General features: G+C 43.5%; 19 protein-coding genes. 6 read left to right on the forward strand and 13 right to left on the reverse strand.

Annotation, left to right across the window (positions count from 1 at the left end):
- Positions 1-74: 74 nt before the first annotated feature.
- The 9 genes from ribBA to QSH61_RS14165 form a co-directional block, all read right to left on the reverse strand.
- Positions 75-1,187, reverse strand: coding sequence for a bifunctional 3,4-dihydroxy-2-butanone-4-phosphate synthase/GTP cyclohydrolase II (ribBA, locus tag QSH61_RS14125; protein ID WP_010606133.1), 1,113 nt, complete (start codon positions 1,185-1,187; stop codon positions 75-77).
- Positions 1,188-1,215: 28 nt separating this feature from the next.
- Positions 1,216-1,872: a riboflavin synthase gene (locus QSH61_RS14130; protein ID WP_010372102.1), complete on the reverse strand. Its 657-nt coding sequence runs from the start codon at positions 1,870-1,872 to the stop codon at positions 1,216-1,218.
- A gap of 1 nt (position 1,873) precedes the next feature.
- The gene (ribD, locus tag QSH61_RS14135; protein WP_206472251.1) at positions 1,874-2,986 is read right to left on the reverse strand and encodes a bifunctional diaminohydroxyphosphoribosylaminopyrimidine deaminase/5-amino-6-(5-phosphoribosylamino)uracil reductase RibD; all 1,113 of its coding nucleotides are present in this window, start codon (positions 2,984-2,986) and stop codon (positions 1,874-1,876) included.
- The gene (gene nrdR, locus QSH61_RS14140; RefSeq protein WP_010372109.1) at positions 2,983-3,432 is read right to left on the reverse strand and encodes a transcriptional regulator NrdR; all 450 of its coding nucleotides are present in this window, start codon (positions 3,430-3,432) and stop codon (positions 2,983-2,985) included. The genes ribD and nrdR overlap by 4 nt, the downstream gene beginning before the upstream one ends.
- A gap of 85 nt (positions 3,433-3,517) precedes the next feature.
- A complete protein-coding gene (gene glyA / locus QSH61_RS14145; RefSeq protein WP_010372111.1) occupies positions 3,518-4,774 on the reverse strand; it encodes a serine hydroxymethyltransferase in 1,257 nt (418 codons plus the stop codon).
- Positions 4,775-5,031: 257 nt separating this feature from the next.
- The gene (thrC, locus tag QSH61_RS14150) at positions 5,032-6,315 is read right to left on the reverse strand and encodes a threonine synthase (RefSeq protein WP_206472250.1); all 1,284 of its coding nucleotides are present in this window, start codon (positions 6,313-6,315) and stop codon (positions 5,032-5,034) included.
- Positions 6,315-7,253 carry a homoserine kinase gene (thrB, locus tag QSH61_RS14155; protein ID WP_174169860.1) on the reverse strand — a complete coding sequence of 313 codons (939 nt, stop codon included), beginning with the start codon at positions 7,251-7,253 and terminating at the stop codon, positions 6,315-6,317. The genes thrC and thrB overlap by 1 nt, the downstream gene beginning before the upstream one ends.
- 5 nt (positions 7,254-7,258) lie before the next feature.
- Positions 7,259-9,673, reverse strand: a complete 2,415-nt coding sequence (gene thrA, locus QSH61_RS14160) for a bifunctional aspartate kinase/homoserine dehydrogenase I (protein ID WP_206472301.1) — start codon at positions 9,671-9,673, stop codon at positions 7,259-7,261.
- 240 nt (positions 9,674-9,913) lie between these two features.
- Positions 9,914-10,279 carry a response regulator gene (locus QSH61_RS14165; protein ID WP_102057351.1) on the reverse strand — a complete coding sequence of 122 codons (366 nt, stop codon included), beginning with the start codon at positions 10,277-10,279 and terminating at the stop codon, positions 9,914-9,916.
- 198 nt (positions 10,280-10,477) lie between these two features.
- Between QSH61_RS14165 and QSH61_RS14170 the strand changes: the two genes are divergently transcribed.
- The 3 genes from QSH61_RS14170 to QSH61_RS14180 all read left to right on the forward strand — a co-directional run bounded on the left by QSH61_RS14170 (position 10,478) and on the right by QSH61_RS14180 (position 14,551).
- A complete protein-coding gene (locus QSH61_RS14170) occupies positions 10,478-12,238 on the forward strand; it encodes a sensor histidine kinase (protein ID WP_010606127.1) in 1,761 nt (586 codons plus the stop codon).
- Between the two features lie 157 nt (positions 12,239-12,395).
- A complete protein-coding gene (gene rdgC / locus QSH61_RS14175; RefSeq protein ID WP_010606126.1) occupies positions 12,396-13,310 on the forward strand; it encodes a recombination-associated protein RdgC in 915 nt (304 codons plus the stop codon).
- Between the two features lie 347 nt (positions 13,311-13,657).
- A complete protein-coding gene (locus QSH61_RS14180) occupies positions 13,658-14,551 on the forward strand; it encodes an EamA family transporter (protein WP_206472249.1) in 894 nt (297 codons plus the stop codon).
- Between the two features lie 76 nt (positions 14,552-14,627).
- On the opposite strand, the gene QSH61_RS14185 is transcribed toward QSH61_RS14180, so the two are convergent.
- Entirely contained in the window at positions 14,628-15,467 is an 840-nt protein-coding gene (locus tag QSH61_RS14185) for an HDOD domain-containing protein (RefSeq protein WP_010606124.1), read from the reverse strand.
- Between the two features lie 403 nt (positions 15,468-15,870).
- On the opposite strand from QSH61_RS14185, the gene QSH61_RS14190 reads away from it, so the two are divergent.
- On the forward strand, positions 15,871-17,571 hold the full coding sequence (locus QSH61_RS14190; RefSeq protein ID WP_206472248.1) for a DUF8614 domain-containing protein: 1,701 nt from the start codon (positions 15,871-15,873) through the stop codon (positions 17,569-17,571).
- 63 nt (positions 17,572-17,634) lie between these two features.
- Here the strand turns inward: QSH61_RS14190 and QSH61_RS14195 are convergent, their stop codons facing one another.
- From QSH61_RS14195 to QSH61_RS14205, 3 genes are all read right to left on the reverse strand, one after another.
- Positions 17,635-17,871 carry a hypothetical protein gene (locus tag QSH61_RS14195; protein ID WP_102057354.1) on the reverse strand — a complete coding sequence of 79 codons (237 nt, stop codon included), beginning with the start codon at positions 17,869-17,871 and terminating at the stop codon, positions 17,635-17,637.
- A 181-nt stretch (positions 17,872-18,052) separates the two neighbouring features.
- A complete protein-coding gene (locus QSH61_RS14200; protein ID WP_010606121.1) occupies positions 18,053-18,334 on the reverse strand; it encodes a hypothetical protein in 282 nt (93 codons plus the stop codon).
- 136 nt (positions 18,335-18,470) lie between these two features.
- Complete coding sequence (locus QSH61_RS14205) at positions 18,471-18,863, reverse strand: HIT domain-containing protein (RefSeq protein ID WP_010606120.1); 393 nt, start codon at positions 18,861-18,863, stop codon at positions 18,471-18,473.
- Between the two features lie 112 nt (positions 18,864-18,975).
- Here QSH61_RS14205 and QSH61_RS14210 point away from each other — a divergent pair, with 112 nt between their 5' ends.
- Both QSH61_RS14210 and QSH61_RS14215 read left to right on the forward strand, forming a co-directional pair.
- Positions 18,976-21,207, forward strand: a complete 2,232-nt coding sequence (locus QSH61_RS14210; protein ID WP_206472247.1) for a S9 family peptidase — start codon at positions 18,976-18,978, stop codon at positions 21,205-21,207.
- Positions 21,208-21,584: 377 nt separating this feature from the next.
- Complete coding sequence (locus QSH61_RS14215) at positions 21,585-23,225, forward strand: methyl-accepting chemotaxis protein (protein ID WP_206472246.1); 1,641 nt, start codon at positions 21,585-21,587, stop codon at positions 23,223-23,225.
- Positions 23,226-23,277 lie beyond the last annotated feature (52 nt).

The raw sequence follows: 23,277 nt of genomic DNA on the forward strand, positions 1-23,277 counted from the left end.
CATGATAGCACAGTAATGTGGCAATCGCCTACTATCTGAATATAGGCGATTGCGATCAATTTGGCATTTTGGAATTATTTTGGTTCGACGTATTCAACCACTTCTAAGTGGAAACCAGACAGTGCATGATATTTTTTAGGTAGACTCATTAGGCGCATTTTCTGAATGCCTAAATCAGCCAAAATTTGCGACCCCACACCTACGGTACGCGAAGTACCTTGGAATTTACGGTAGTTCACCTGTTCACCCGCATCTTCCGCAGCAAATGCCTTAACCAGCGCTTCCATCTCTTCGCTGCGTTCTTGCTTACCAAGAATGACTAATACGCCTTCGTTGTCGGCGATGTGCTTCATGGCACTTTGCAGTGTCCAGCTTCTATCCGCGCTGCGATCTGAATGAAGAATATCGTTAAACGTGCTTTGCAAATGCACACGTACTAAATTGGCTTCTTCCGATTTGATCTCGCCCTTTACCATCGCATAATGCAGTTGATTATCAATGGTGTCTTTGTACGTCACTAGATTAAACTCACCAAACTCAGTAGGCAGTTTACACTCTGCTACTTTTTCGATAGTGGTTTCGTTTAAGTTACGATACTCAATTAAATCAGCAATGGTGCCGATTTTAATATCGTGTTCTTTTGCGAATACTTCTAGTTGTGGGCGACGTGCCATAGTGCCGTCTGGATTGAGAATTTCAACAATCACAGATGCAGGCTCCAGTCCCGCCAAACGCGCTAAATCACATCCGGCTTCAGTATGGCCTGCACGCGTTAAAACGCCGCCTGGTTGCGCCATGATTGGGAAGATATGACCTGGTTGTACGATATCTTCAGGTACTGCACCTTTGGCAACTGCAGCTTGTACTGTACGGGCGCGATCTGCCGCTGAAATCCCCGTCGTTACGCCTTTCGCAGCTTCAATAGACAAAGTAAAGTTGGTAGAGAACTGAGCGCCATTGGTTTTCACCATTAGTGGCAAGTTCAGCTGCTCACAGCGCTCCTGTGTCATGGTCAAACAGATTAACCCGCGACCATATGTTGCCATGAAATTAATTGCATCTGGTGTAATGTGCTCTGCTGCAATGATCAGATCACCTTCATTTTCTCGGTCTTCATCGTCCATCAAAATAACCATTTTACCGGCTTTAATGTCCGCGATGATTTCCTCAGCACTATTTAAACTCATAGTTTTCCCATTTTTACTTTGTCTATGGCTACTTTATAAAGCCAGCTTTCGCCAATAGACTGGTTGTGAGAGTGGACTCGCTGGCAGCGCTTGGCTCACCCTGAATTAGTCTTTCGAGGTAGCGGGCGATTTGGTCAACCTCTAGGTTTAATTTTGACCCGACTTGAAAACCTGCAATCGTCGTTTCTTGCGCCGTGTGTGGCACTATGGTCAATTTAAAGCGATTTTGTTCCACGGCATTGACCGTCAAACTGATACCATCAATGGCAACCGAACCTTTATACGGAATATACTTCATTAGCGATGACGGCGCAGCTAACCAATAGTCAGTCGCTCTGGCATTAGCGGTTATCTCAACCACTTCAGCAATACCATCCACATGACCTGACACCAAATGACCGCCTAGACGTGAAATCGGCTGCAGTGCCTTTTCAAGATTTACCTTTTGGCCTTGTTGGTACTCGGCAAAACGCGTCAAACTTAAGGTTTCGTTAGAAACATCGGCTTTGAAGCCATCATGAAACTTCTCAGTTACAGTCAGGCAAACCCCGTTAGTGGCAATACTATCACCCAAGTTTACATCGCTCATATCAAGAGATGTCGTGGTCACACGAACAATTAAATCGCCGCCCTTGAGCTGCAATTGAGTTAATGTTCCTGTTGCTTCGATAATACCTGTAAACATTTTACTTCTCTTTAGTCGCGATAAGTTTGAGATCAGGCCCCACTTGGCAAACGTCGCCAAACACTAACTCAGGTATTTGCGACATGGCACTCAGTGGTGAGGTGTTAAACAGCCCTTTTCCAGCGCCAATTATTTTCGGTGCCAAATAGATGATATATTCATCGATTAGCCCTTGTTCATGCATTACCCCCGCAAGGGTGGCACCGGCCTCTAGCCAAACATAATTACAGTGCTTTTCAGCCAATTTGTTGAGAACGGCTTTTAGGTCGAGCTTACCGTTGATTTCAGGCACGACAATTTGCTCTACGAAATGAGGCCATTGCACTGAATTATCAATAGTACGGCGAAAAATAATCACTGGAGATGCAGTTGTAAATAGCGCAAGATCTGGTGTCAGACGATTTTGTGAGTCAATAATCGCACGTATCGGTTGGCGTAGCTCAGATTGAGGATAATCGGTGTCTTGCAAAAATTCTTCACGAACATTGAGTCTGGCGTTGTCTACCATAACCGTATCGGCTCCGGTCAAGACCACACAGCTCTGCGCGCGGTGGCGCTGTACGTCTAAGCGCGCTGCGGCTGAGGTAATCCACTTGCTCTGGCCATTGTTTAATGCGGTTTTACCATCAACAGAAGCGGCAAGCTTACAAGTCACGAATGGCAACCCACACTCCATTCGCTTCAAGAATCCGGTATTCAGTGCCCTTGCTTGTGGCTCTAGCAAACCAAAAGCCGTTGCAATTCCCGCGGCCTCTAACATTGCCAATCCACGCCCTGCAACTTGTGGGTTGGGATCAACCATGGCAGCAACCACTCTGCTGACGCCTGCGTCAATCAGACCTTTAGCACACGGCGGCGTTCTGCCATAGTGACTACATGGCTCAAGCGTTACATAGGCAGTTGCACCAGCGGCTTTAGCTCCAGCTTGCTTAAGCGCATGTACTTCAGCATGGCCTTCACCTGCTTTTAAGTGTGCGCCTTCGCCGACTATTTCACCGTCTTTTACGATCACACAGCCGACGTTTGGATTGGGTGTTGTGGTGTATTTACCGCGCTTTGCAAGCGTGATGGCGCGGCTCATGTAATCATGATCTTGCGCTGTGAACTGGCTCAATCCCCCAACCTCGCAATTTCCTCACCAAACTCACGAATATCTTCGAAAGAGCGATATACTGAAGCAAATCGCACATAAGCCACTTTATCGAGCTTTTTAAGGGCTTCCATAATACATTCGCCAATCATGTCGCTTGGTACTTCACGTTCGCCAGTACCACGAATTTGAGATTTAATCTGATGTACTACTTCTTCTATTTGTTCTGTGCTGACGGGACGCTTTTCCAGCGCTCGGTGCATGCCATTGAGTAACTTATCTTCATTGAAAGGCTCTCTAGTACCATCTTGCTTTATCACGCGCGGCATTAAGAGCTCTGCGCCCTCGAAGGTAGTAAAACGTTCGTGGCATAAAATACACTCACGACGGCGACGGACTTGGTGGCCGGAAGCAACCAAACGTGAATCTATCACTTTGGTATCTTTGGCTGTACAGAATGGACAATGCATAGACGCTCTCGTTGACTCAAAAACAAAAAAGGCCGCTTGAATGCGGCCTTAATCATAACAAAAAACTGCTTTTTTGTGAGCGAAATTATGCGTAAACAGGTAATTTAGCGCAAATTGCTTTTACTTTTTCTTTCACTTGTGCCTGTACAGACTCATCATTGATGTTGTCTAGTACGTCACAGATCCAGCCAGCAAGCTCTTTCGACTCAGCTTCTTTGAAGCCACGACGAGTGATCGCAGGAGAACCGATACGAAGACCAGAAGTAACGAACGGTGAACGTGGATCGTTTGGTACAGAGTTTTTGTTTACTGTGATGTTTGCACGGCCAAGCGCTGCATCCGCATCTTTACCGGTGATGTCTTTATCAATCAGATCAAGTAGGAACAGGTGGTTTTCAGTTTTGCCAGAAACCACTTTATAACCACGCTCCTGAAGTACCGCAACCATAGCTTGTGCATTTTTAACCACTTGCTCTTGGTATGACTTGAACTCTGGCTGTAGTGCTTCTTTGAACGCAACCGCTTTCGCAGCGATAACGTGACATAGAGGACCACCTTGACCGCCAGGGAATACCGCAGAGTTTAGCTTTTTATAGATTTCTTCATCATCACAAGCAGAGATGATAAGACCACCACGAGGACCCGCTAGCGTTTTGTGCGTTGTTGTTGTTACAACGTGTGCATGAGGCACTGGGCTTGGGTATATACCAGCGGCAACAAGACCTGCAACGTGCGCCATATCAACAAGTAGGTAAGCGCCTACTTTATCAGCGATTTCGCGGAACTTAGCCCAGTCAACGATACCTGAGTACGCAGAGAAACCACCGATGATCATTTTTGGCTTGTGCTCAAGTGCTAACGCTTCAACTTGCGCGTAATCGATTTCACCAGTTTCTTCGTTTAGACCGTACTGGATAGCATTGTACGTTTTACCAGAGAAGTTTACGTGTGAACCGTGCGTTAAGTGACCACCGTGAGCAAGGCTCATACCTAGCACAGTGTCATGTGGCTGAAGTAGCGCTTGGAATACCGCCGCATTTGCTTGTGAGCCAGCGTGAGGCTGAACGTTTGCGTAAGTCGAACCAAATAGCGCATTGGCACGGTCAATCGCGAGCTGCTCAACCACGTCAACGTGCTCACAACCGCCATAGTAACGCTTACCTGGGTAACCTTCAGCATACTTGTTTGTTAGCTGAGAACCCTGCGCTTCAAGTACACGTGGGCTACAGTAGTTCTCAGAAGCGATAAGCTCGATGTGCTCTTCTTGACGTGAAGTTTCTGCTTCAATCGCTGCAAATAGTTCTGGGTCAAAATCTGCAATATTCATGTTACGTTCTAACATGGTTTCTCCTAGGTAAACGTAAGGGTATTTTTAAAGACAATCTAGCATCACAAGATAACGAGTTTGCCTATGAAATCAGCATGGGCATATTTAAGCAGGGATTGAATTTATTTCACACCCCTATCGCGATGATATTTTTTTATTTAAACATTAATATTTTAAATAAGACAACCTAAGTTGTATTTGAAAAGCTAATATAGTCTTGAAATTGACCTTATCTGAGTGGCCGTTCTACCCACTCAGATAGGCTCTCTGATTTAGTTAAGTTTTGCTAACATTGCTGCCTTCAAAGCATCATAATCTGCATTAAGCGGCTCTGCCAAACATGGTTTTTGCAATGCATCGGCCAACGGTTTCGGCATATCAAGCTGCTGATTTAAAACACCTTCTACAGATTCCTTAAACTTCGCAGGATGCGCAGTGGCAAGGAAAATTCCGGTTTCATCCGCTTGAGAGTCCAGTGCTAATCCCTCGTAGGCTATCGCAGTGTGCGGCTCAGCCAAGTAACCTTTATCATGTAATTCTTGCATTACTGTCTGAGTTCGCGCTTCCGTCACCGAACGTGAATAAAAGTCATGTTTGTTAAAATCTCCTCTTTCTAGCATGATTTCAACACGAGGCCAGTTATTAGGTTTACTCACGTCCATCGCATTAGAGAGTGACTCTAAAGTGTCGTTTGGTTGCCACTCACCCGAGGCAATGTAACGGGGCACAGTATCATTTTGGTTTGTCGTGGCACTTAACTTGGCAATAGGTAATCCAATCGCCGCCGCAATCATTGCTGCACAGACGTTGCCGAAGTTACCACTTGGCACTGAAACATGCACTTTATCACGCTGAGATTTAGGTAATTGTGCTAGCGCTTCAAAGTAATAACACACTTGTGCCACTAAACGGCTGATGTTGATGGAGTTTGCCGAATTAAGACCAAGCTTTTGCTTTACTTCGTCATCAAGGAATGCAGACTTCACCATCGCTTGGCAGTCATCAAAGCTGCCATCTACAGCATAACAATGAATGTTTTTCCCAAGTGTTGTAAACAGCTTTTGTTGGGCAAGCGAAATTTTGCCATGAGGATAAAGGATCACCACATCGACATTTTCTTTTTCGTAAAATGCATGGGCAACGGCGGCGCCCGTGTCACCACTTGTTGCGGTGAGGATAGTCACGCGCTCACCTTGATTAAACATGCTAATGCATTCCGCCATAAAGCGGCCGCCAAAGTCTTTAAACGCCAATGTTGGCCCATGAAAAAGCTCTAAACAATGCTGATTTTTAGCAACTTCGACTAATTTAGCAGGGAAATTAAAGGCGCGTTTTACCATCGCATCGAGGGTATCTTGTGGTAGTTCATCACCAATAAGGTGATGTAATACCTTGGCACTGCGCTCAGCAAAAGGTAATTCAAGTAGTGCATCAACATCCGCAATACACTCAAATGTAGGAGGGAAAAATACCCCTTGGTTACGACCTAAACCAATTTTTACCGCTTCAACGAATGAGACTATCTGCTGTTCGTCTTTTAAATTCACTAATTTCATTACTTTTGATCCTTTAATTCTCTTGTGCCTAGCGTATCTAATCGGCAAATATGGCTAAAACCCGCTTCATTAATGTAATTTTGTTGCAACCATTGCTGCACTGCATTTGCCTGTTGCTCAGACTTACAAATAGCAAATAGCGTGGGCCCTGCCCCTGAAATACTTACCAGCTCGGCACCTAGGGCTGGTAGCGCGTCTTTTGCTTCGTTAAAGCCAGCAATGAGTGGCGCTCTCGCTTCTTCGGCAATGCTGTCTTTCATCATCGACAGTGCTTTGTCAAATTGACCTGACTGCATCAATAAACAAAAGCCCGACAGTCGCTGGGCAAACTCCACCGTATCATGCAAAGAAAACTGCTGTGGTAGTGCTTGCCTTGCTTTCGCTGTATTCAAGGCAAAGCCAGGATATGCAATAACATAAAACCAGCTTTCATCATGCGCAACGCTGATTGCTTTACTTGGAATGCAGTCTGCTGTCAGTTGTAGCCCACCAAGGTAGCAGGGCGTGATGTTGTCGTAGTGACGACCACCACTGACCTTAGCTTCAAAGTCGGCCATTAATTCAATAAGCGCCTCTTGGCTTAATTGCGTATTGGCAAAATCATTGAGTGCAGCAAAAGCGGCAACCACAGAGCAAGCGCTAGAGCCTAGACCTGAACCAACAGGAAGGCCTTTATACAAGGTCATGGCAACCGCCGGCATGTTGGGTGCCACATGCTGTTTGAAGTGCTGTAAACACTGAAACGCTAAATTGTCTTTAGGATCAGCGGAGAGCTTTTCAGCATATGGACCAATACAGTTGAACGTATCACGCTCTGCGGCTTCAACGCTGACCTGATCACCCAGTAAACTGCCATCAATAGGCTGGAGTGCGGCGCCAAGGGCATCAAAGCCAACACAAAAATTCCCCATTGACGCTGGTGCATAAAATGTTTTCATAGCTCCTACCTCGACAGCGTTTTTAGGATATCAGCAAATACGCCTGCAGAGGTTACCTCTGCGCCCGCGCCATAACCTCTGATCACAAAAGGCTTTGGTTGATAATATTGGCTCAAAATAGCCAGTGCGTTTTCACCGTCACGAATATCGTACAAAGCGTGCTCTTTATCTACCGCTTCAATGCCAACGCGGCATTTACCGTCAACAATTGAACCGACATAGCGTAGCACTTGGCCTTGTGCTTTGGCCGCCGCAATACGCGCTGCGAAAGCATCATCTAATTGCGGTAATTGCGCCATAAATTCATCAACACTGGCGCCCTCAGCAAACCCTTCAGGTAATACTGATTCAACTTCAATATCACTGAGTTCCAACGGCAGTCCCGATTCACGGGCAATGATAAGCAGCTTACGTGCGACATCCGTACCAGATAAGTCATCGCGCGGATCTGGCTCTGTAAAACCGCTTTGTTTGGCTTTCTCTGTCGCTTCCGATAGCGATAAACCATCCGACAATACGCCAAAAATATACGATAGCGAGCCAGACAAAATACCACTGAATGAAAGCAATTCATCTCCTGCGCCAAACAGCAATTTAAGGTTGTCTAATACAGGGAGTCCGGCGCCAACGTTGGTTTCGTATAGAAAGTGACGGCGTTTAGCTAGTGCAGCCTGCTGCAGTGACTGATAATACTCATAGCTGCCAGTATTGGCTTTTTTATTAGCCGCAACGACATGAAAGCCCGCGTTAAGAAAGTCTAAATAGCCATCGGCAACAAACTGAGCCGCACTACAATCGACAATCACAGGGTTAATTAAATGATTTTGTCTAACAAACTGGCTAACCTGTTGTAAATCAAAGCCCGACTCCGCTTTCTCAAGCGCCAATTCCCAGTTATCAAACGGAACGCCTTCAGGGTCTAAGTAACACTTACTTGAGTTTGCAATGCCATAGAGGTTCAAACGGATATTGCGTTTTTCAAGCCATGCTTGCTGCTTATGAAACTGCTTCATTAATTCTTGACCCACTAGACCGCAGCCAATCAAGAATACATCGATGGATGGCACGTGCGTGAAGAAGTTTTCGTGGCACACTTTTACTGCATCTTGGCAAAGTTCACCATCAACCACCGCAGAAATAGAACTCTCCGTTGAGTCCTGCGCGATGGCAACAATATTCACCTGAGCCTGTGCAAGTGAGGCAAAGAATTTGGCCGCAAGACCTTTGTGCGCTTTCATGTTGTCGCCAACCAAAGTAACGATAGCAAGGTTACGCTGCACTTCAATTGGGTCGATTAAACCTGCTTGCGTTTCAAGCTCAAATGCCTGCTCAAGCGCAGCCAGCGCAAGTGTTAAGTCTTGCTCATGGACACAGAAACTGATGCTGAATTCACAAGAAGATTGCGTAATAAGTACGATGGATACGTTATCTGCTGCCAGTGCAGAAAAGACCCGAGCAGCCATGCCAACCTTGCCTTTCATCCCAGGTCCTGCCACGGTCAGCATAGCAAGTTTATCAAGACTCGAAAGCGCTTTTACTGGAGCCTCGCCACCGCCCTGAGCACAAATCAGTGAACCCGGCACTTCTGGATCATGAGTATTTTTAATTTCACAAGGCACATCAGCTTTGGCGCAAGGTAAGATTGTTTTTGGGTGCAGCACTTTAGCGCCAAAATAAGATAGCTCCATGGCTTCTTTATAAGATAGCACGTCGACCTTAGTCGCTTTCTTTATCAGACGAGGATCTGCACTGTAAACGCCATCAACGTCAGTCCAGATTTGACAGATTTCAGCTTCAAGACACGCAGCTGCGACAGCTGCAGAGTAGTCAGAACCGTTGCGACCAAGCGTTGTCAGCTCGCCCGCTTCATTGCTTCCCGTAAATCCTGCCATGATATAAAAACGCGACGCTTGGGCACGCACTAACTCTGCAAAACATACTTTACTTAGCTTAAGGTCAACTTCAGCATCGAGATACCCGCCCTGCGTTTTTACACAAGCGTCAGCACTAAGCGCGACTGAATCTGATTGCAGCATGGTGTCCATCAGCGCAACGCTAATGCGTTCGCCAAAACTAATGACATAGGCTCTTGCTTGATCTGGACAATGTCCCAGTAACTTGGCCCCATCTAATTTATTCTTAAGTAATTCAAAGTCAGGCCAGCCTACAACACCACCGTACACCGCTTGTACTTCATCGTATAAGCCTTGGCTGCGGGAAGTAAATGACTGCCACTGGGAGTCAAACGCATCTCCTCGTCCAGCCAAATCAGCAAGCTCAACGAGCTGATCTGTCATGCCACCGGGAGCCGACAGCACGATAAGCGCTTGTTGTTGGCCATGGTCTTTAACTAGCTCGCTGACTCTTTGTAAACAGGCAAAATCTTTGAGGGAAGACCCTCCAAACTTTAGTACTCGCATCATTTTTCCTCATTCCAAAAACAAAAAAGGCCTGTGTTCTTAGTGAACACAGGCCTTTTTCAAACTCGCACTGACCTATGCCACTATCCCGTTAGGATGGTGGTTGTAATAATGGTCGTAGTGATAATATTCGTTTTCATAATTTTAGAGTGCCTGAAGTTTAGCCGCGCTGTCAATACGAAAGAGCAAAATAGATTATGCAAATTTTTAATAGTGACATTTGTAATTTGCATAGATAAGTTATCGGATACCAAACTGGTGCAGTAATCCTAATAACTGCTCTGCTTTAACCGGTTTTTCTAAAAACCCTAACGCCCCCAAATTTGCTACTCTTTCTTTCATCTTGGTCTGAACATCTGCCGAAATAACCACCACGAAACATTCAATTCGGTGTGCTTTTATTGCCTCTAACACAGCAATCCCATCAAGTATTGGCATGGTTAAATCCAGGCACAATAAATCTATTTGCTGGGTTTTCAGTAAATCAATCGCCTGCTGGCCATTCTGTGCTTGGTGCAAGGTCAGGTCTAATTTGCTTTGTAAGTTTTTAATGACTTGTTTACGGGCGACAGCCGAATCATCGCAAACTAAGACGGAATAACTCATAAAGTGGTCAGTCTTGTACTATCGTTAATAAAACGGTCACTGGATATCGCTATCTTATAACACATTAAACTTTCCTAGGTAAGGCGCTAAAAAGCATAATTAATGAAGATAATTATTTATTTTTAACCATTTATTGGCTAACTTTAAAAACAGATTATACAAAGGCGATGAACTTACCGTAGGAGCTCAGCTTAATTCATGCTGCAAAAAAGCCTCTCAAAAAAATTGCTCACCAATGTGCTGTCGGTTTACTTCCTTCTAACCTTTGTCGTCACATGTGGTCAAATCGTTGCCGAATACGTCAATACTAAAGACTATATTCGCAATGAACTTACTATGCTGCAAAAAACCTTTAGCCGCAGTTTGACCCGTGCCATATGGGAACTCAATACGAAACAGACCGTTACTACGGCTGAGGGGCTACTTGCGATCCCCATGATCGAAGGAATTATTGTACGAGATGACAGCGGCGAAATTATTTCACAGCTTGGCCGCTCACTAGATATTCACGAGCTGTATAGCCAACAGCTTGTTCAAGAAGAAGCAATAATCGAAGATACGCCATCCGGTTTGTTTGGTTATACGTTTCCGTTGATTTTTGAATTCTCGGGACGCGCAACGCAAGTCGGCGACGTAACATTATTTTCTAGCCGAGAGGTGGTCTTTAGTCGCATCATGATCTCTATCTACTTTTTGATAGGTAATGCGATGATCAAGACAACATTCTTGATTATTCTATTTTTAATTGCCTTCAGAAAGCTACTTACCGAACCATTAAGCGATCTCACCGAACAAATTGAAGACTTTGAGGTCGACAACGTTGATGGCCATAAAATAGATATCGGCGCAAAAGAGCGTAATGAACTAAAGATCATGGAAGAGGCATTCAATAAGCTAATTGATAAGGTCTCTGAATATCGTAAAAAGCTCGATCAAACTCAAAAAGAGCTTTTGATCAGCAATGAAAAACTTGATCAACATAACATTCAGCTGGAACAAGAAGTCGCACGTAAGACCTCAAACCTGAGCCAAGCGATGATGGATCTTCAGCAACAAAAATATGAATTAGAAAAGCAGAAGTTAACGCTCACAGAAGAGATTGATTTAAGAAAACAAACAGAAGAAGAACTATTAACGAAACAAAAAGAACTTGAGAAATACGTAGATGAGCTGAACATGGCACAAGAGCGCTTAGTCGGCTCTGAAAAAATGGCGGCACTTGGTGGTCTCGTTGCCGGTATTACGCACGATATTAATACCCCCGTTGGTATTGGCGTGACTGCGACGTCGTTCTTACAGGAGCGTTTAGATCAGCTTGAGGCGGCTTACAACGGAAAAACCTTATCACCAAAAGCGTTAGAAGAATTCATTAGCGAAGCAAAGCAAAGTGCTAGCCTACTTACAACCAATTTAGACCGCGCATCTGAGCTTGTCGCAAGCTTTAAACAAATTGCAGTCGATCAGGCCAGTGAGGCGGTTCGTACCATTAACCTGAAGCAATACCTTGGTGAAGTGATCCGCTCATTACATCCAAAATTGAAGAAAACTCATCATCAAGTGAATATTGAGTGCCCTGAAGACATGACGCTAAATTTACCGGCTGGGGCAATTAGCCAAATATTCACTAATCTGATCATGAACTCTTTGATCCACGGTTTTGAAAATCAAGACCAAGGACAAATAGATATTAAGATTAAAGAAGACAATGGTATGGTAAATATCGTCTACAAAGACAACGGCAAGGGCGTAAGTAAAGCCCAACTAGACCGGTTGTTTGACCCCTTCTTTACGACCAAACGCGATCAAGGTGGCAGTGGGCTCGGTACCCATATTACCTTAAACCTCGTAAAACAAACCTTGAATGGGGATATCGAAGTAAATAGTGAAGAAGGCAAAGGCCTCACCTACTACATCAGTTTCCCAAAAGACTTACAAAAACCAATGGCGATGTTTAGCTAACCAAGTTTAGAGCACAACAACCATCCAATACGCCATACTGCAAAGTGGCGTATTGGCGCAAGATATCTCCCCCACCACCAAACATCATCTAGTGGAATACAAGCTGTGACCTTTTTGCTATGATGACCGCAATTTTATTCCAGACGGGCATATTTCTATGTGGTTCAGTAACTTAATCTGCTACAAATTCAAACAAGATGTAACTTACGCACAAGAAGATTTCGAAAAAGCACTCGAGCAGGATATTTTTCGTCCTTGTGGTAGCCAAGACATGACCACTTTTGGCTGGACAAAAGCCTTCGGTAAACATGGTCAGATGCTTTCACATTTTTCTCAAGACAGTATCTTAGTTTGTGCTAAGCGTGAAGAAAAGGTGCTTCCTGCAGCCGTAGTCAATGAAATGGTCGCTGAAAAAATTGAGCAAATAGAGCAACAAGAAAATCGTCCAGTAAAGAAAAAAGAAAAAGACGATATCAAGGAAAATATCCTAGCCACTTTATTGCCTCAAGCGTTCAAAAAATCGAGCCTGCAATTTGCTTTTATCGACCAAAAATCAGGTTGGGTGATTGTAAATAGTGCCAGCTTCAATAAAGCGGAAGAACTACTTGCATTACTGCGTAAGTCTCTGGGCACGCTTCCTGTTGTACCTGCGTTTGCAAACTATGATTTAGACTTACAGCTAACACACTGGCTCACCGAGTTTAGTGCACCTGAAGGCTTTGCAATAGGCACCGACGCAGAGTTGCAAGAGCCAGACGACAACGGCGCTCAAGTCAAGTTAAAACAACATGACCTTTCATCAGACGAAATCAAAACGCACCTAGAAAACGGTAAACGTGTGACTAAACTCGCGTTAGATTGGCGTGAGCGCGTGAAATTCGTTTTACAAAACGATGGCACATTAAAACGTTTAAGCTATGCAGAAGCACTTAAAGACCAAAATGCAGATATCCCAAAAGAAGATCTAGCCGTTAAACTTGATGCTGACTTTATTTTGGTATCGGAAGAAATCAAAGAGTTGTTAGAAGATCTAACCAAAGGTCTTGGTGACGACGAAGGCCTAGAGTCTTAATTTTACCATCTATAGTCTGTTGAGCTTTGGGTACGAAAAATTGATAGCGGATATGGCTATCAATTTTTCTTTATCCAGCTCAATACGCTATCTTCACAAGGTCACTTTGCGCCAATAGCAAGCAGATTGCACGCACTCAAGTACGAGCGTATAGTTACTGACTCGCGAGTTTATTTGCACTAACCAACGTATTTGTCGCGCTTTATTTACTCTTCAATGGCATGATAGTAATTCGGCTTTGGCAGTAACGCTTTGCTAACCTGAATTTCAGGCATCGAAGACAGTTTACGCCAGTAGTCCGATACCCGAAAACGGTAACTCGTACAATTAAACGGAGTTTGACGCGCGTGAATGTAAAAAGCATTTCATTGGCTTTAATAGTAGTGATAATTTGGGGGCTTAACTTTTCGGTCATTAAATTTGGCCTAGCAGAGTTACCTCCTATTTTATTCTCAGGCTTGCGTTTTTTGGTAGTCGCGATCCCAGCAGTATTCTTCATTCCTTTTCCTAACACGTCGGTATGGAACGTACTCGGGGTTGGGCTATTTTTAGGTGTGCTTAAGTTTAGCTTGCTGTTTATTGCGATGGAATCAAATGCATCAGCCGGCATTGCTTCTTTGCTGCTACAAGCCCAAGTCATTTTCACGATTTTGCTAAGTGTTTTGTTGTTAAAAGAAACCATGAATCGCTTTCAAGTGGTAGGGATTAGCATTGCAACGTTTGGCTTTAGTTTGTTTTTTATCAACTCCTCTGGGTCAACGACAATGTTGGGCGCGGTACTCATTCTATTCGCGGCATTATTTTGGTCGTTTTCAAACCTCATTATGAAGCGCCTGCAAGACGTGAATTTACTCCATTTTATTGTTTGGGTAAGCCTAGTGCCGCCGTTACCACTTTTTACACTGTCTTATTTTATTGAAACTGACGCCCCATTGACCTTACTACTAAACACTACAACACAGTCTTGGTTATCCATTGCCTATGTGGGTTATATCTCGACACTGATTGCATTCGCAATATGGGGGTGGCTACTTAAAAATCACAAGGCCGCAGCAGTGACGCCTTTTGCTTTATTAATCCCTATTGTCGGCATTGTAGGTTCAGCCTTATTACTTAATGAGCGATTGATGCTAATTGAAGCCATCGGGGGTAGTTTTATTTTATGTGGCTTAACGATTTCAGTTACAGGTGCTCGGATAAGTAAAATATTTAGAAAGTCCCAAGCCGAGGCCATCCCCTAAACGGTAAAGACCTCAACAGAGGTCTTTATATTCACGGCAAACGAAGGCGCTGAAACTGCGCATTAAGTTACAAGGATTAGGCAAACATTGTTTTAACGTCTTCGAGTACATGCAAATAAGTGTCATCAGCAAACATATTCACCTCTCTTATTACCCCCTTTTCTTCATATTGCTTTAGCGCTGCAGACTTATCCGACACCTGCAAAATACCTTCTACAATCGCACCAACACGAATAAAGTCGACATAACAAACATGTTCAGGTCGATAATTAGGATTTGCCCAGCTTTCTGCAACTTCAACAAACTCATCGGTGAATTCCCACTCTCGCATTATTGCCCCCCCAATTTTGCCGCCTAATTTCTGGATTGCATGAGCCAAAAAGCTTGGATTGGCAAACACTTCAGGGTGACGTTCGGCCTCCGTCAAAATCGGTAAAACACCGATATTAAACACCAAAGAAGCCAGCGTGATTGTATCTTTGTTAAGCGACGTGTGCTTATTGACGCGAAGATAAAAATCCATCGTTGTTATCGCTTGGCAAGCAACTTTTAGCGTTTTCTGCCAAGCTTTGTCCATGTAAGTTTTAATAAGCTTGTTATTAGAAACAAATAGCTGCTCCATCGCCATTGCAGTCGCTATATTCTTGATTTGTCTGAGACCGATACGAGTTACTGCTTGGTTTAAGGTGTTTACCTTCACCGAACGGCCCATAAATGCGCTGTTGGCAACTTTGATCATACGTGCTGCAAGGGCTGGGTCGTGAGAAATAACATCTGCCATCTGCATCAAGTTAATTTCAGGGTCATCTGCCGCTTGCCTAACCCGCACTGCAATTTCAGGTAATGTCGGCAATACCAAGGTATCGTTATTAATTCTGTCAGTTAGAATCGTGAGCAAAGCATTTTCTGTAGACATGAAACCAAATCCCTTAATAACTGAATAAAAGACCCGACTACAAGCGTAAGCTTATGGCAAAAGTAAGCACTTGCTTGCTGGAGGTCACACTGCTGATTTTTAGTATCTATGACGTAAGTATTGTCTAACTTTCGGATAAAGTTAAGAAAATCTAAAAAAATAATATTTTATTTATATACCCTCAATAATTAGCAAGTTAGAATTCATAGCATATGGTGCTTTGTGGCAAACTTTGCCGCAAAAATACTGAAAATGACCCATAGCTGAACACAAATGATGACCTTTCACGTTAACAGCGGCTTGCGTATCACACGCCAACCAAAGTTAACTAAGTATTGTGATACAAAATCGTGTAAGGTGATCGCCACATAAATAAATAGAATACAGACAACAAGGGAGCATTATGAAACACTCAATGATTTCGGTTGCAATCGCACTTGCAACAGGTCTCACCCTAACTGGCTGCTCTGAGCCATCAACCTCTTCTGAGAAACCTAGTGCACAAACTGAGCAAGGACAAGTTGATACTAAACAATCAGGCTATAAGCTAGTTAATGCATCTCAAGACCGGCTAGATATTTATACTCCAGTAACACTCGAAACAGACTTGAGTCACTTAAACGATAACCAGAAAAAGATGCTAGCTTTACTCATCGACGCTTCGGTTATTATGGATGATTTATTTTGGCAGCAAGCATTCGGCGAAGACAAAGCAACATTCCTAAGCAAAATCTCAGACGAAAAAGTACGCCAATTCGCAGATATTAACTATGGACCTTGGGATCGTTTAAATGGCGACCAAGTTTTTCTTTCTGGCTTTGAAGAAAAAGCACTGGGTGCAGAATTTTACCCAAGCGACATCACCAAAGACGAGCTAAATAACGCCGATGTAAAAGATAAAACAGGACTGTACTCTGTCATCCGCCGCGATGAGAACGGCAAGCTATACAGCACTTCTTACTCATCCGCATATAAAGCTGAATTGGATAAAGCCGCAGAGCTTTTACGCCAAGCAAGTAAACTGGCACAAGATAAAGAGTTTGCAAACTACTTAAACTTGCGTGCAGATGCGTTAGTCAATAATAGCTACCAAGCGTCTGATTTTGCTTGGATGGACATGAAGAATAACCCGATTGATGTGGTGATCGGCCCAATTGAAACCTATGAAGACCAGCTATTTGGCTATCGCGCCGCTTTTGAGTCTTACGTTCTGGTTAAAGACTTAGCGTGGAGTGAGCGTCTCGCTAAATTTGCCGCCTTCTTACCTGAGCTACAAACCGGCTTGCCTGTTGATGATAAATACAAGCAAGAAGTACCAGGCTCTGATGCCGACCTAAACGCATATGACGTCATTTATTATGCAGGCCATTCAAACGCGGGTAGTAAAACCATTGCGATTAACTTGCCAAATGACGAAGAAGTGCAACTCCAAAAAGGTACGCGTCGCCTACAGCTTAAAAACGCCATGCGCGCAAAATTCGATAAGATCTTAGTACCAATTGCTGACCAACTTATCGTCCCTGAGCAACGTAAGCACATCACCTTTGATGCTTTCTTTGCTAATACCATGTTCCATGAGGTGGCCCATGGTCTAGGCATTAAAAATACCATTACAGGTAAAGGCACCGTGCGCCAATCACTGCAAGAACACGCCAGTGCGCTTGAAGAAGGTAAAGCCGATATCCTAGGTCTATACATGGTCGAGCAATTGCTTAAAAAAGGCGAGATCACCGAAGGTACGCTTGAGGATTACTACATCACCTTTATGGCTGGTATCTTCCGCTCAGTACGTTTTGGTGCATCCAGTGCACATGGTAAAGCGAACATGATCCGCTTTAACTTCTTTAAAGAAGAAGGCGCATTTTCTAAGAACACGGATGGTCTATATCAAGTGAATATGGAAAAGATGGGCGCAGCGATGGAGAAACTGTCTAACCTTATCCTAACGCTACAAGGTGACGGCGACTATCAAAAAGTAGATCAACTGATCGCCACACACGGCGATATCAAAGCGGAACTGCAAAAAGATCTAGATAAGCTTTCCAAAGCAAACATTCCTGTTGATGTTACCTTTAAGCAAGGTAAGCAGGTGCTAGGACTGTAACTTCAGTATCATCAAAAACAAAAGGCGCTTCATATGAAACGCCTTTTAATCCAATATTCACGCTTAAGCTTTTTCTTTACAGGTAAAGCTTGTCGTTGATACCGATTTAACATTACCCTTGCCACACTCTACAACAGCCATCTCAGCATGTTTTTCTACTAATTGAACATTGTTAGAAGAGGTACAGCCGATTAGAGTCAAAGGTAATACAAGCAAAACAAGTTTCATAATTTCATCCTTTAAATTACCCAAAAAAGGTAATTCCATATTATCAAAAAATTCTCGCCAAACAAAACTCATTATAATTTAAATTTGAAAACACCATCCAATTACGAAACAACAGTATCAACATCTTACTTTTACTTTGCCTCTCATAAAAGAGCCATCAAACTATAAAAAATAAGCTAATTCAGATACTAACAAACGAATATTCTTGTTGATGTTACCTTTAAGCAAGATAACAGTTGCTCGGTAATTAACCTTAGATACAATAATCTTTGATTTCTCTTTGGTGTTTTTTGATGGCTTTTGTGGCTTTGTCAGATTTAGCAATCGCTAAATTTACTTTCGCATCATCGCATTTGTCTTGTAGCTCTTTGCGCATCAAATAGTTTTGATCTTGCTGTTGCTGCGCCAACCCTTCCACACCACTATATTCAGTTCTGGATTCTGGTTCACGATCTTTTTGATAAGGCTCTGGCACAGTCGCCTTACAGGCGGATAATAATGATACTGCCAAAATAACAACTAAACTTTTATTCATATCGCCTACTCATTGATTTAAAACGGCAAAAGTCAATTTCAGTTATAACAGTTCCAGATATAAACACAAAACACGTAGAACTTAAAAGTTTGTAAAGCGCTTGGTGTGTTTACAGTCTCATTGCCTTTTTGAGGATTTAAGCAAAACTCGCCTTTAGCTGCTCAATTTCCTCATCACTGTAGGGTTTTGCTGGATAGAGCCCCCAAACCGGTTTTGGCCATGCAATATCGGTTTTAAATCGTGCGATGTGGTGCACATGTAGTTGTGGCACCATATTACCAAGCGCAGCCACGTTTAATTTATCTGGGGTAAAGGTGTCTTGTAACAGCTGACTAAGTTTGGCCGATTCTTGCCAAAATTGAACTTGCTGCGACTCAGGTAAATCAATAATTTCTTTCGCGCCCACAACCCTAGGGACTAAGATAAACCAAGGGTACTGAACATCATTCATTAACAACACGCTACACAGCGGCCACTCGGTAATTAAGATACAGTCTCGTTGTAATTCTTTAGCTAATTCAAATGACATAGTGAAATTCTATAAATCCTATTTACACGGCACTCTATCCGAATTTGTTGCTATTGCAAAGCGGCTTCATTACCATCCAATCAGACTTTAAAAATATAACAAGGTGGCTACCGTGCACTCTCGCATTAAACACTACACCATCGCTCTTCCATTAGCACTTGCCTCTGTCACCGCTAGCGCAGAGCAACTAACGCTAGAGCGACTTTTTGACGATCCGTCTCTTTCAGGTAAAGCACCTGTAAAACTGCAATTTTCTCCTGACGGTTCTCGTGTTACTTATCTTCAAGGTAAAAAAGAAGACTATAACCGTTACGACCTTTGGGAATACAATCTCAAAGACAATACAAACCGCTTGTTGGTAGATTCTGCGGCACTATTTTCTGGCCCAGAGAACCTCTCAGATGAAGAAAAAGCACGTCGTGAGCGTCAACGTATTTTTGGCCGTGGTATTTTAGAATACAAATGGTCAAAAGATGGCAAAGCGCTACTTTTCCCACTCAATGGCGACTTGTACTACTATGAAATCGCTTCTGGTAAGAGTAAGAAACTAACGGAAACTGAAGCATTCGAAACCGACGCTCGCTTCTCGCCAAAAGGCAATTTTGTTTCTTTTATTCGTGAGCAAAACCTCTATGCCATTAATCTTAAATCGGGTAAAGAAACGCAATTAACTAAAGACGGCGGTGGCGTAATTAAAAACGGCATGGCTGAGTTCGTTGCTCAAGAAGAAATGAGCCGTATGACAGGCTATTGGTGGTCGGGTGATGAGCAACAAATTGCTTTTACTCGCATTGATGAAAGCCCAGTTCAGGAAGCCATTCGTAACGAAATCTATGCCGAAGAGGTCAAGCTATTCAATCAACGTTATCCATACACCGGGACTGCTAACGTTGAGATTGAATTAGGTGTTGTAAAGATCAATGACCAAAAGGTGGATTGGATTGATTTAGGCGAAGATAAAGATATCTATATTGCCCGTGCAAATTGGTTAAAAGACAATAAAACATTGTCATATCAGTGGCAAAATCGCTCACAGCAAAAACTGGAACTGCGCTTTTACGATACTAAAAGCAAAAAGCAGCAAGTCGCCCTAACCGAAACCAGTGATACTTGGATTAACCTACACTTTGACCTTGAATTCTTAAAGGACAAAAAGCATTTCGTTTGGGCATCTGAGCGCGATGGCTTTAAACACCTTTACCTGTACAGAACCAATGGTCAACTTGTGCGCCAAATCACTAAAGGCGATTGGATTGTTGAGAGCCTTCAGGGAATTGATGAGAAAAAAGGCATCGTATACTTCTCCGGCCGCAAAGACACGCCGCTTGAAAGCCACCTATACAGCGTACCACTTTTTAAAGATGGCGATACAAAACGTATTACCGAAAAAGGCAGCTATCATAGTGTCGTACTGGCAAAAGATAACCGTACCTTTATCGATAAAAGCTCTTCTGTAAACCGTCCACCAGCGGTTGCGCTACGCAAAGTGAATGGTGACTTTGTGACCTGGCTTGAAGAAAATGCGCTGAATAACGAACATCCGTTAACGCCTTATTTGAGCAATCTAGCTACGCCAGAATATGGCACACTTAAAGCGGAAGATGGTCAAACTATGTATTACCGCTTATTTAAGCCAGCAAAGCTTGAAAACGGTAAGAAATATCCTGTTATTGTGAACGTGTATGGCGGACCTCATGCACAACGCGTGACCAACAGCTGGCGTAGTAAAAACTTGTACTTCCAATATCTTGCCCAGCAGGGTTATGTGATTTTCCAATTAGATAACCGAGGTTCTTACAACCGTGGTAAAAAGTTTGAAGATCCAATCTACAAGCACTTAGGTGTAGTGGAAGTGGCTGACCAAATTAAAGGCGTTGAGTTCTTACGTACACTAGAGTACGTCGACCCTGAGCGTATCGGTATTTATGGTCACAGCTATGGTGGTTATATGGCGCTGATGACAATGTTTAAAGCAGGCGACTACTTTAAAGCTGGTGTCTCTGGTGCGCCAGTAACAGATTGGGCTCTATATGACACCCATTACACTGAGCGTTACTTGGGTCACCCAGATACAAATGCTAAGGGCTATGAGCAAAGCGCGGTGTTCCCTTATGCTGATGGACTAAAAGGCCCGCTGATGATCTATCACGGTATGGCGGACGATAACGTGCTATTTACCCATGCAACGAAACTATTTAAGCAGTTGCAGGACGAGGTTAAGCCATTTGAAATGATGACTTACCCTGGATCGAAGCACAGTTTACGTGGCAAAAAAGTACAAACCCACTTGCATCAAACCATTACTGACTTCTTTAATCGTCATTTTGAGGTTGAAGCTAAGTAAACACTTAATAGCGCCTAGCTTCCTATGAGCTGGGCGCTTCTTCTTTTCTCTCCATTTAGTTCTAATCCATTGGTCTAATTGTTTATTCTTCAAGACTAAGAAAAACTGAAATTATTGTTCTATCTCAAGTTATATATCAATTGCATTAAGTAAATGAGCTATTTGAAGCGGAGAAATAGCTTTAGTAGCAAGGCAAAAATTTTGCTATTTAGTTGTTCTAAATGAGAAATTTTTAACTAAGCTAATATGGTATTTCACCCTTCAAATTGGTTGGAGAATTAACGCAATTGGTATTACTACTAAGATTAACTAGTATGAATTGATGAGGCGTTCGCGCTTGCTACTTTCAATAATAAAAACGACATAAGGATTGCGTTATGTCCAAACAGTTTTTTCGAAATCTCACCATTTTCCAGCGCCTCGCGTTACTGATCATTGTCGTTATTATCGGCGTTATCCTTCAAAGCGCAGTAAGCTTATCGCAACAGTATGATGCTCTCGAAAAGCAGCAATATCATAAAACTCAAAACCTTGTTGAAAATGCCTATAGTTTAGTGGCTTACTTTCATCAACAATATGTATCAGGGAAACTCCCAGAAGCGCAAGCGAAATCCGCAGCTCTTGATGCCGTTGCCGCTTTACGATACGAAGGTAACAATTACTTCTGGATCAACGACTACCATCCCAAAATGGTGATGCACCCATTTAAAAGCGAGCTCAACGGCAAAGATCTCAGCCAATCAAAAGATCCCACCGGCAAGCGCTTATTCGTTGAAATGGTACAAGTGGCAGAAAAAAGTGGTGCGGGGTTTGTTCCCTACCTTTGGCCAAAGCCCGGTAAAGAAGCTCCTGTCGAAAAAATATCTTACATCAAAGCGTTTACACCTTGGGGTTGGATCATCGGCTCCGGTGTGTACCTCGACACTATCGAAGCTGAGTTTGCCTATATTCGAAATTTGCTATTAATTGAGATGGCTGTACTCATCGTGCTGCTATTCCCGTTTAGCGCAGTCATTAGTAAGAGCATAATCACCCCCATTCAACAAGCCAAAGACATGATGAAAGATATCGCTCAAGGCGAAGGCGATTTGACTCGACAACTCGACGAAAGCGGTAAAGATGAGATAACCGCACTTGCCAAATACTTTAACTTGTATACTGAGAAGATGCGTCATTCCATCGCGACAGTGGCCCATAACGCTAAAGAAGTTGAAACACTGGCTAATCAGGTAAAAGCGGCTGGCGAAGAAAACTTGGCATTTATTGAGTCGCAAAATGACAATAGCCGCCAAGTCGCCACGGCTGCCGAACAAATGACCATGCAAGTTCGCGAGATCAGTAGCAATGCAGATACTGCAGAACATTCCGCCGCAGACGCACGCAATTACAGTGAAAAAGGCAAACAAACGATTTCTCAAACCATTGCCGCCATTAAAAAGCTGTCGGAGCAAATTCAATCTGTGAGCGTGACAACGACAAGCCTTGCACAAGAGAGTCAGCATATAGGATCGGTGCTCGATGTTATTCGAGGTATTGCGGAGCAAACCAATTTACTTGCACTAAACGCGGCAATAGAAGCCGCTCGAGCAGGTGAACAAGGACGAGGCTTTGCCGTAGTTGCAGATGAAGTTCGCACCCTTGCAAGTCGTACAGGTCAAAGCACAGATGAAATCCACAACATGATCGAGCGACTGCAAAAAGAAGCGCAGCAGGCCGTAGCAGCAGTTAAAGTTAGCCAACAAATCTCGGAGCAAACGGTTGAGCAGGTACAGCTTGCCGATAACGCATTAACCGAAATTGAGCACCTAATTGACGCTATCTCGGATATGAGTACCCACATCGCCAAAGCCACCGACGAGCAAAGTCTTGCAGCACAAGAAGTTAATGAGCGAATAGCTCAGCTTTCTGACTCCACCCATCACTCTTTGGATACCACGCATTCGCTCAACAACACCAGTGAGCAACTAACACGAGCAAGTCACGAATTGAGTGACATAGTTAACCGCTTTAGAGTATGATATCCACCCTGCAGAGCACCTGTCAGTGCTCTGCTTCTTGCCCAATAGATGA

This window comes from Pseudoalteromonas sp. JC3 (assembly GCF_030291895.1).
Taxonomy (GTDB): Bacteria; Pseudomonadota; Gammaproteobacteria; order Enterobacterales; family Alteromonadaceae; genus Pseudoalteromonas.

What these genes read in the sequence shown, in the direction of transcription:
- thrB (WP_174169860.1), bottom strand. Translation starts at nt 7,253, where the DNA reads ATGAAAACATTTTATGCACCAGCGTCAATGGGGAATTTTTGTGTTGGC.
- QSH61_RS14165 (WP_102057351.1), bottom strand. Translation starts at nt 10,279, where the DNA reads ATGAGTTATTCCGTCTTAGTTTGCGATGATTCGGCTGTCGCCCGTAAA.
- thrC (WP_206472250.1), bottom strand. Translation starts at nt 6,315, where the DNA reads ATGAAATTAGTGAATTTAAAAGACGAACAGCAGATAGTCTCATTCGTT.
- QSH61_RS14190 (WP_206472248.1), top strand. Translation starts at nt 15,871, where the DNA reads ATGAAACACTCAATGATTTCGGTTGCAATCGCACTTGCAACAGGTCTC.
- QSH61_RS14200 (WP_010606121.1), bottom strand. Translation starts at nt 18,334, where the DNA reads ATGAATAAAAGTTTAGTTGTTATTTTGGCAGTATCATTATTATCCGCC.
- QSH61_RS14130 (WP_010372102.1), bottom strand. Translation starts at nt 1,872, where the DNA reads ATGTTTACAGGTATTATCGAAGCAACAGGAACATTAACTCAATTGCAG.
- ribBA (WP_010606133.1), bottom strand. Translation starts at nt 1,187, where the DNA reads ATGAGTTTAAATAGTGCTGAGGAAATCATCGCGGACATTAAAGCCGGT.
- nrdR (WP_010372109.1), bottom strand. Translation starts at nt 3,432, where the DNA reads ATGCATTGTCCATTCTGTACAGCCAAAGATACCAAAGTGATAGATTCA.
- thrA (WP_206472301.1), bottom strand. Translation starts at nt 9,673, where the DNA reads ATGCGAGTACTAAAGTTTGGAGGGTCTTCCCTCAAAGATTTTGCCTGT.
- QSH61_RS14185 (WP_010606124.1), bottom strand. Translation starts at nt 15,467, where the DNA reads ATGTCTACAGAAAATGCTTTGCTCACGATTCTAACTGACAGAATTAAT.
- QSH61_RS14205 (WP_010606120.1), bottom strand. Translation starts at nt 18,863, where the DNA reads ATGTCATTTGAATTAGCTAAAGAATTACAACGAGACTGTATCTTAATT.
- QSH61_RS14195 (WP_102057354.1), bottom strand. Translation starts at nt 17,871, where the DNA reads ATGAGTTTTGTTTGGCGAGAATTTTTTGATAATATGGAATTACCTTTT.
- rdgC (WP_010606126.1), top strand. Translation starts at nt 12,396, where the DNA reads ATGTGGTTCAGTAACTTAATCTGCTACAAATTCAAACAAGATGTAACT.
- QSH61_RS14215 (WP_206472246.1), top strand. Translation starts at nt 21,585, where the DNA reads ATGTCCAAACAGTTTTTTCGAAATCTCACCATTTTCCAGCGCCTCGCG.
- QSH61_RS14170 (WP_010606127.1), top strand. Translation starts at nt 10,478, where the DNA reads ATGCTGCAAAAAAGCCTCTCAAAAAAATTGCTCACCAATGTGCTGTCG.
- glyA (WP_010372111.1), bottom strand. Translation starts at nt 4,774, where the DNA reads ATGTTAGAACGTAACATGAATATTGCAGATTTTGACCCAGAACTATTT.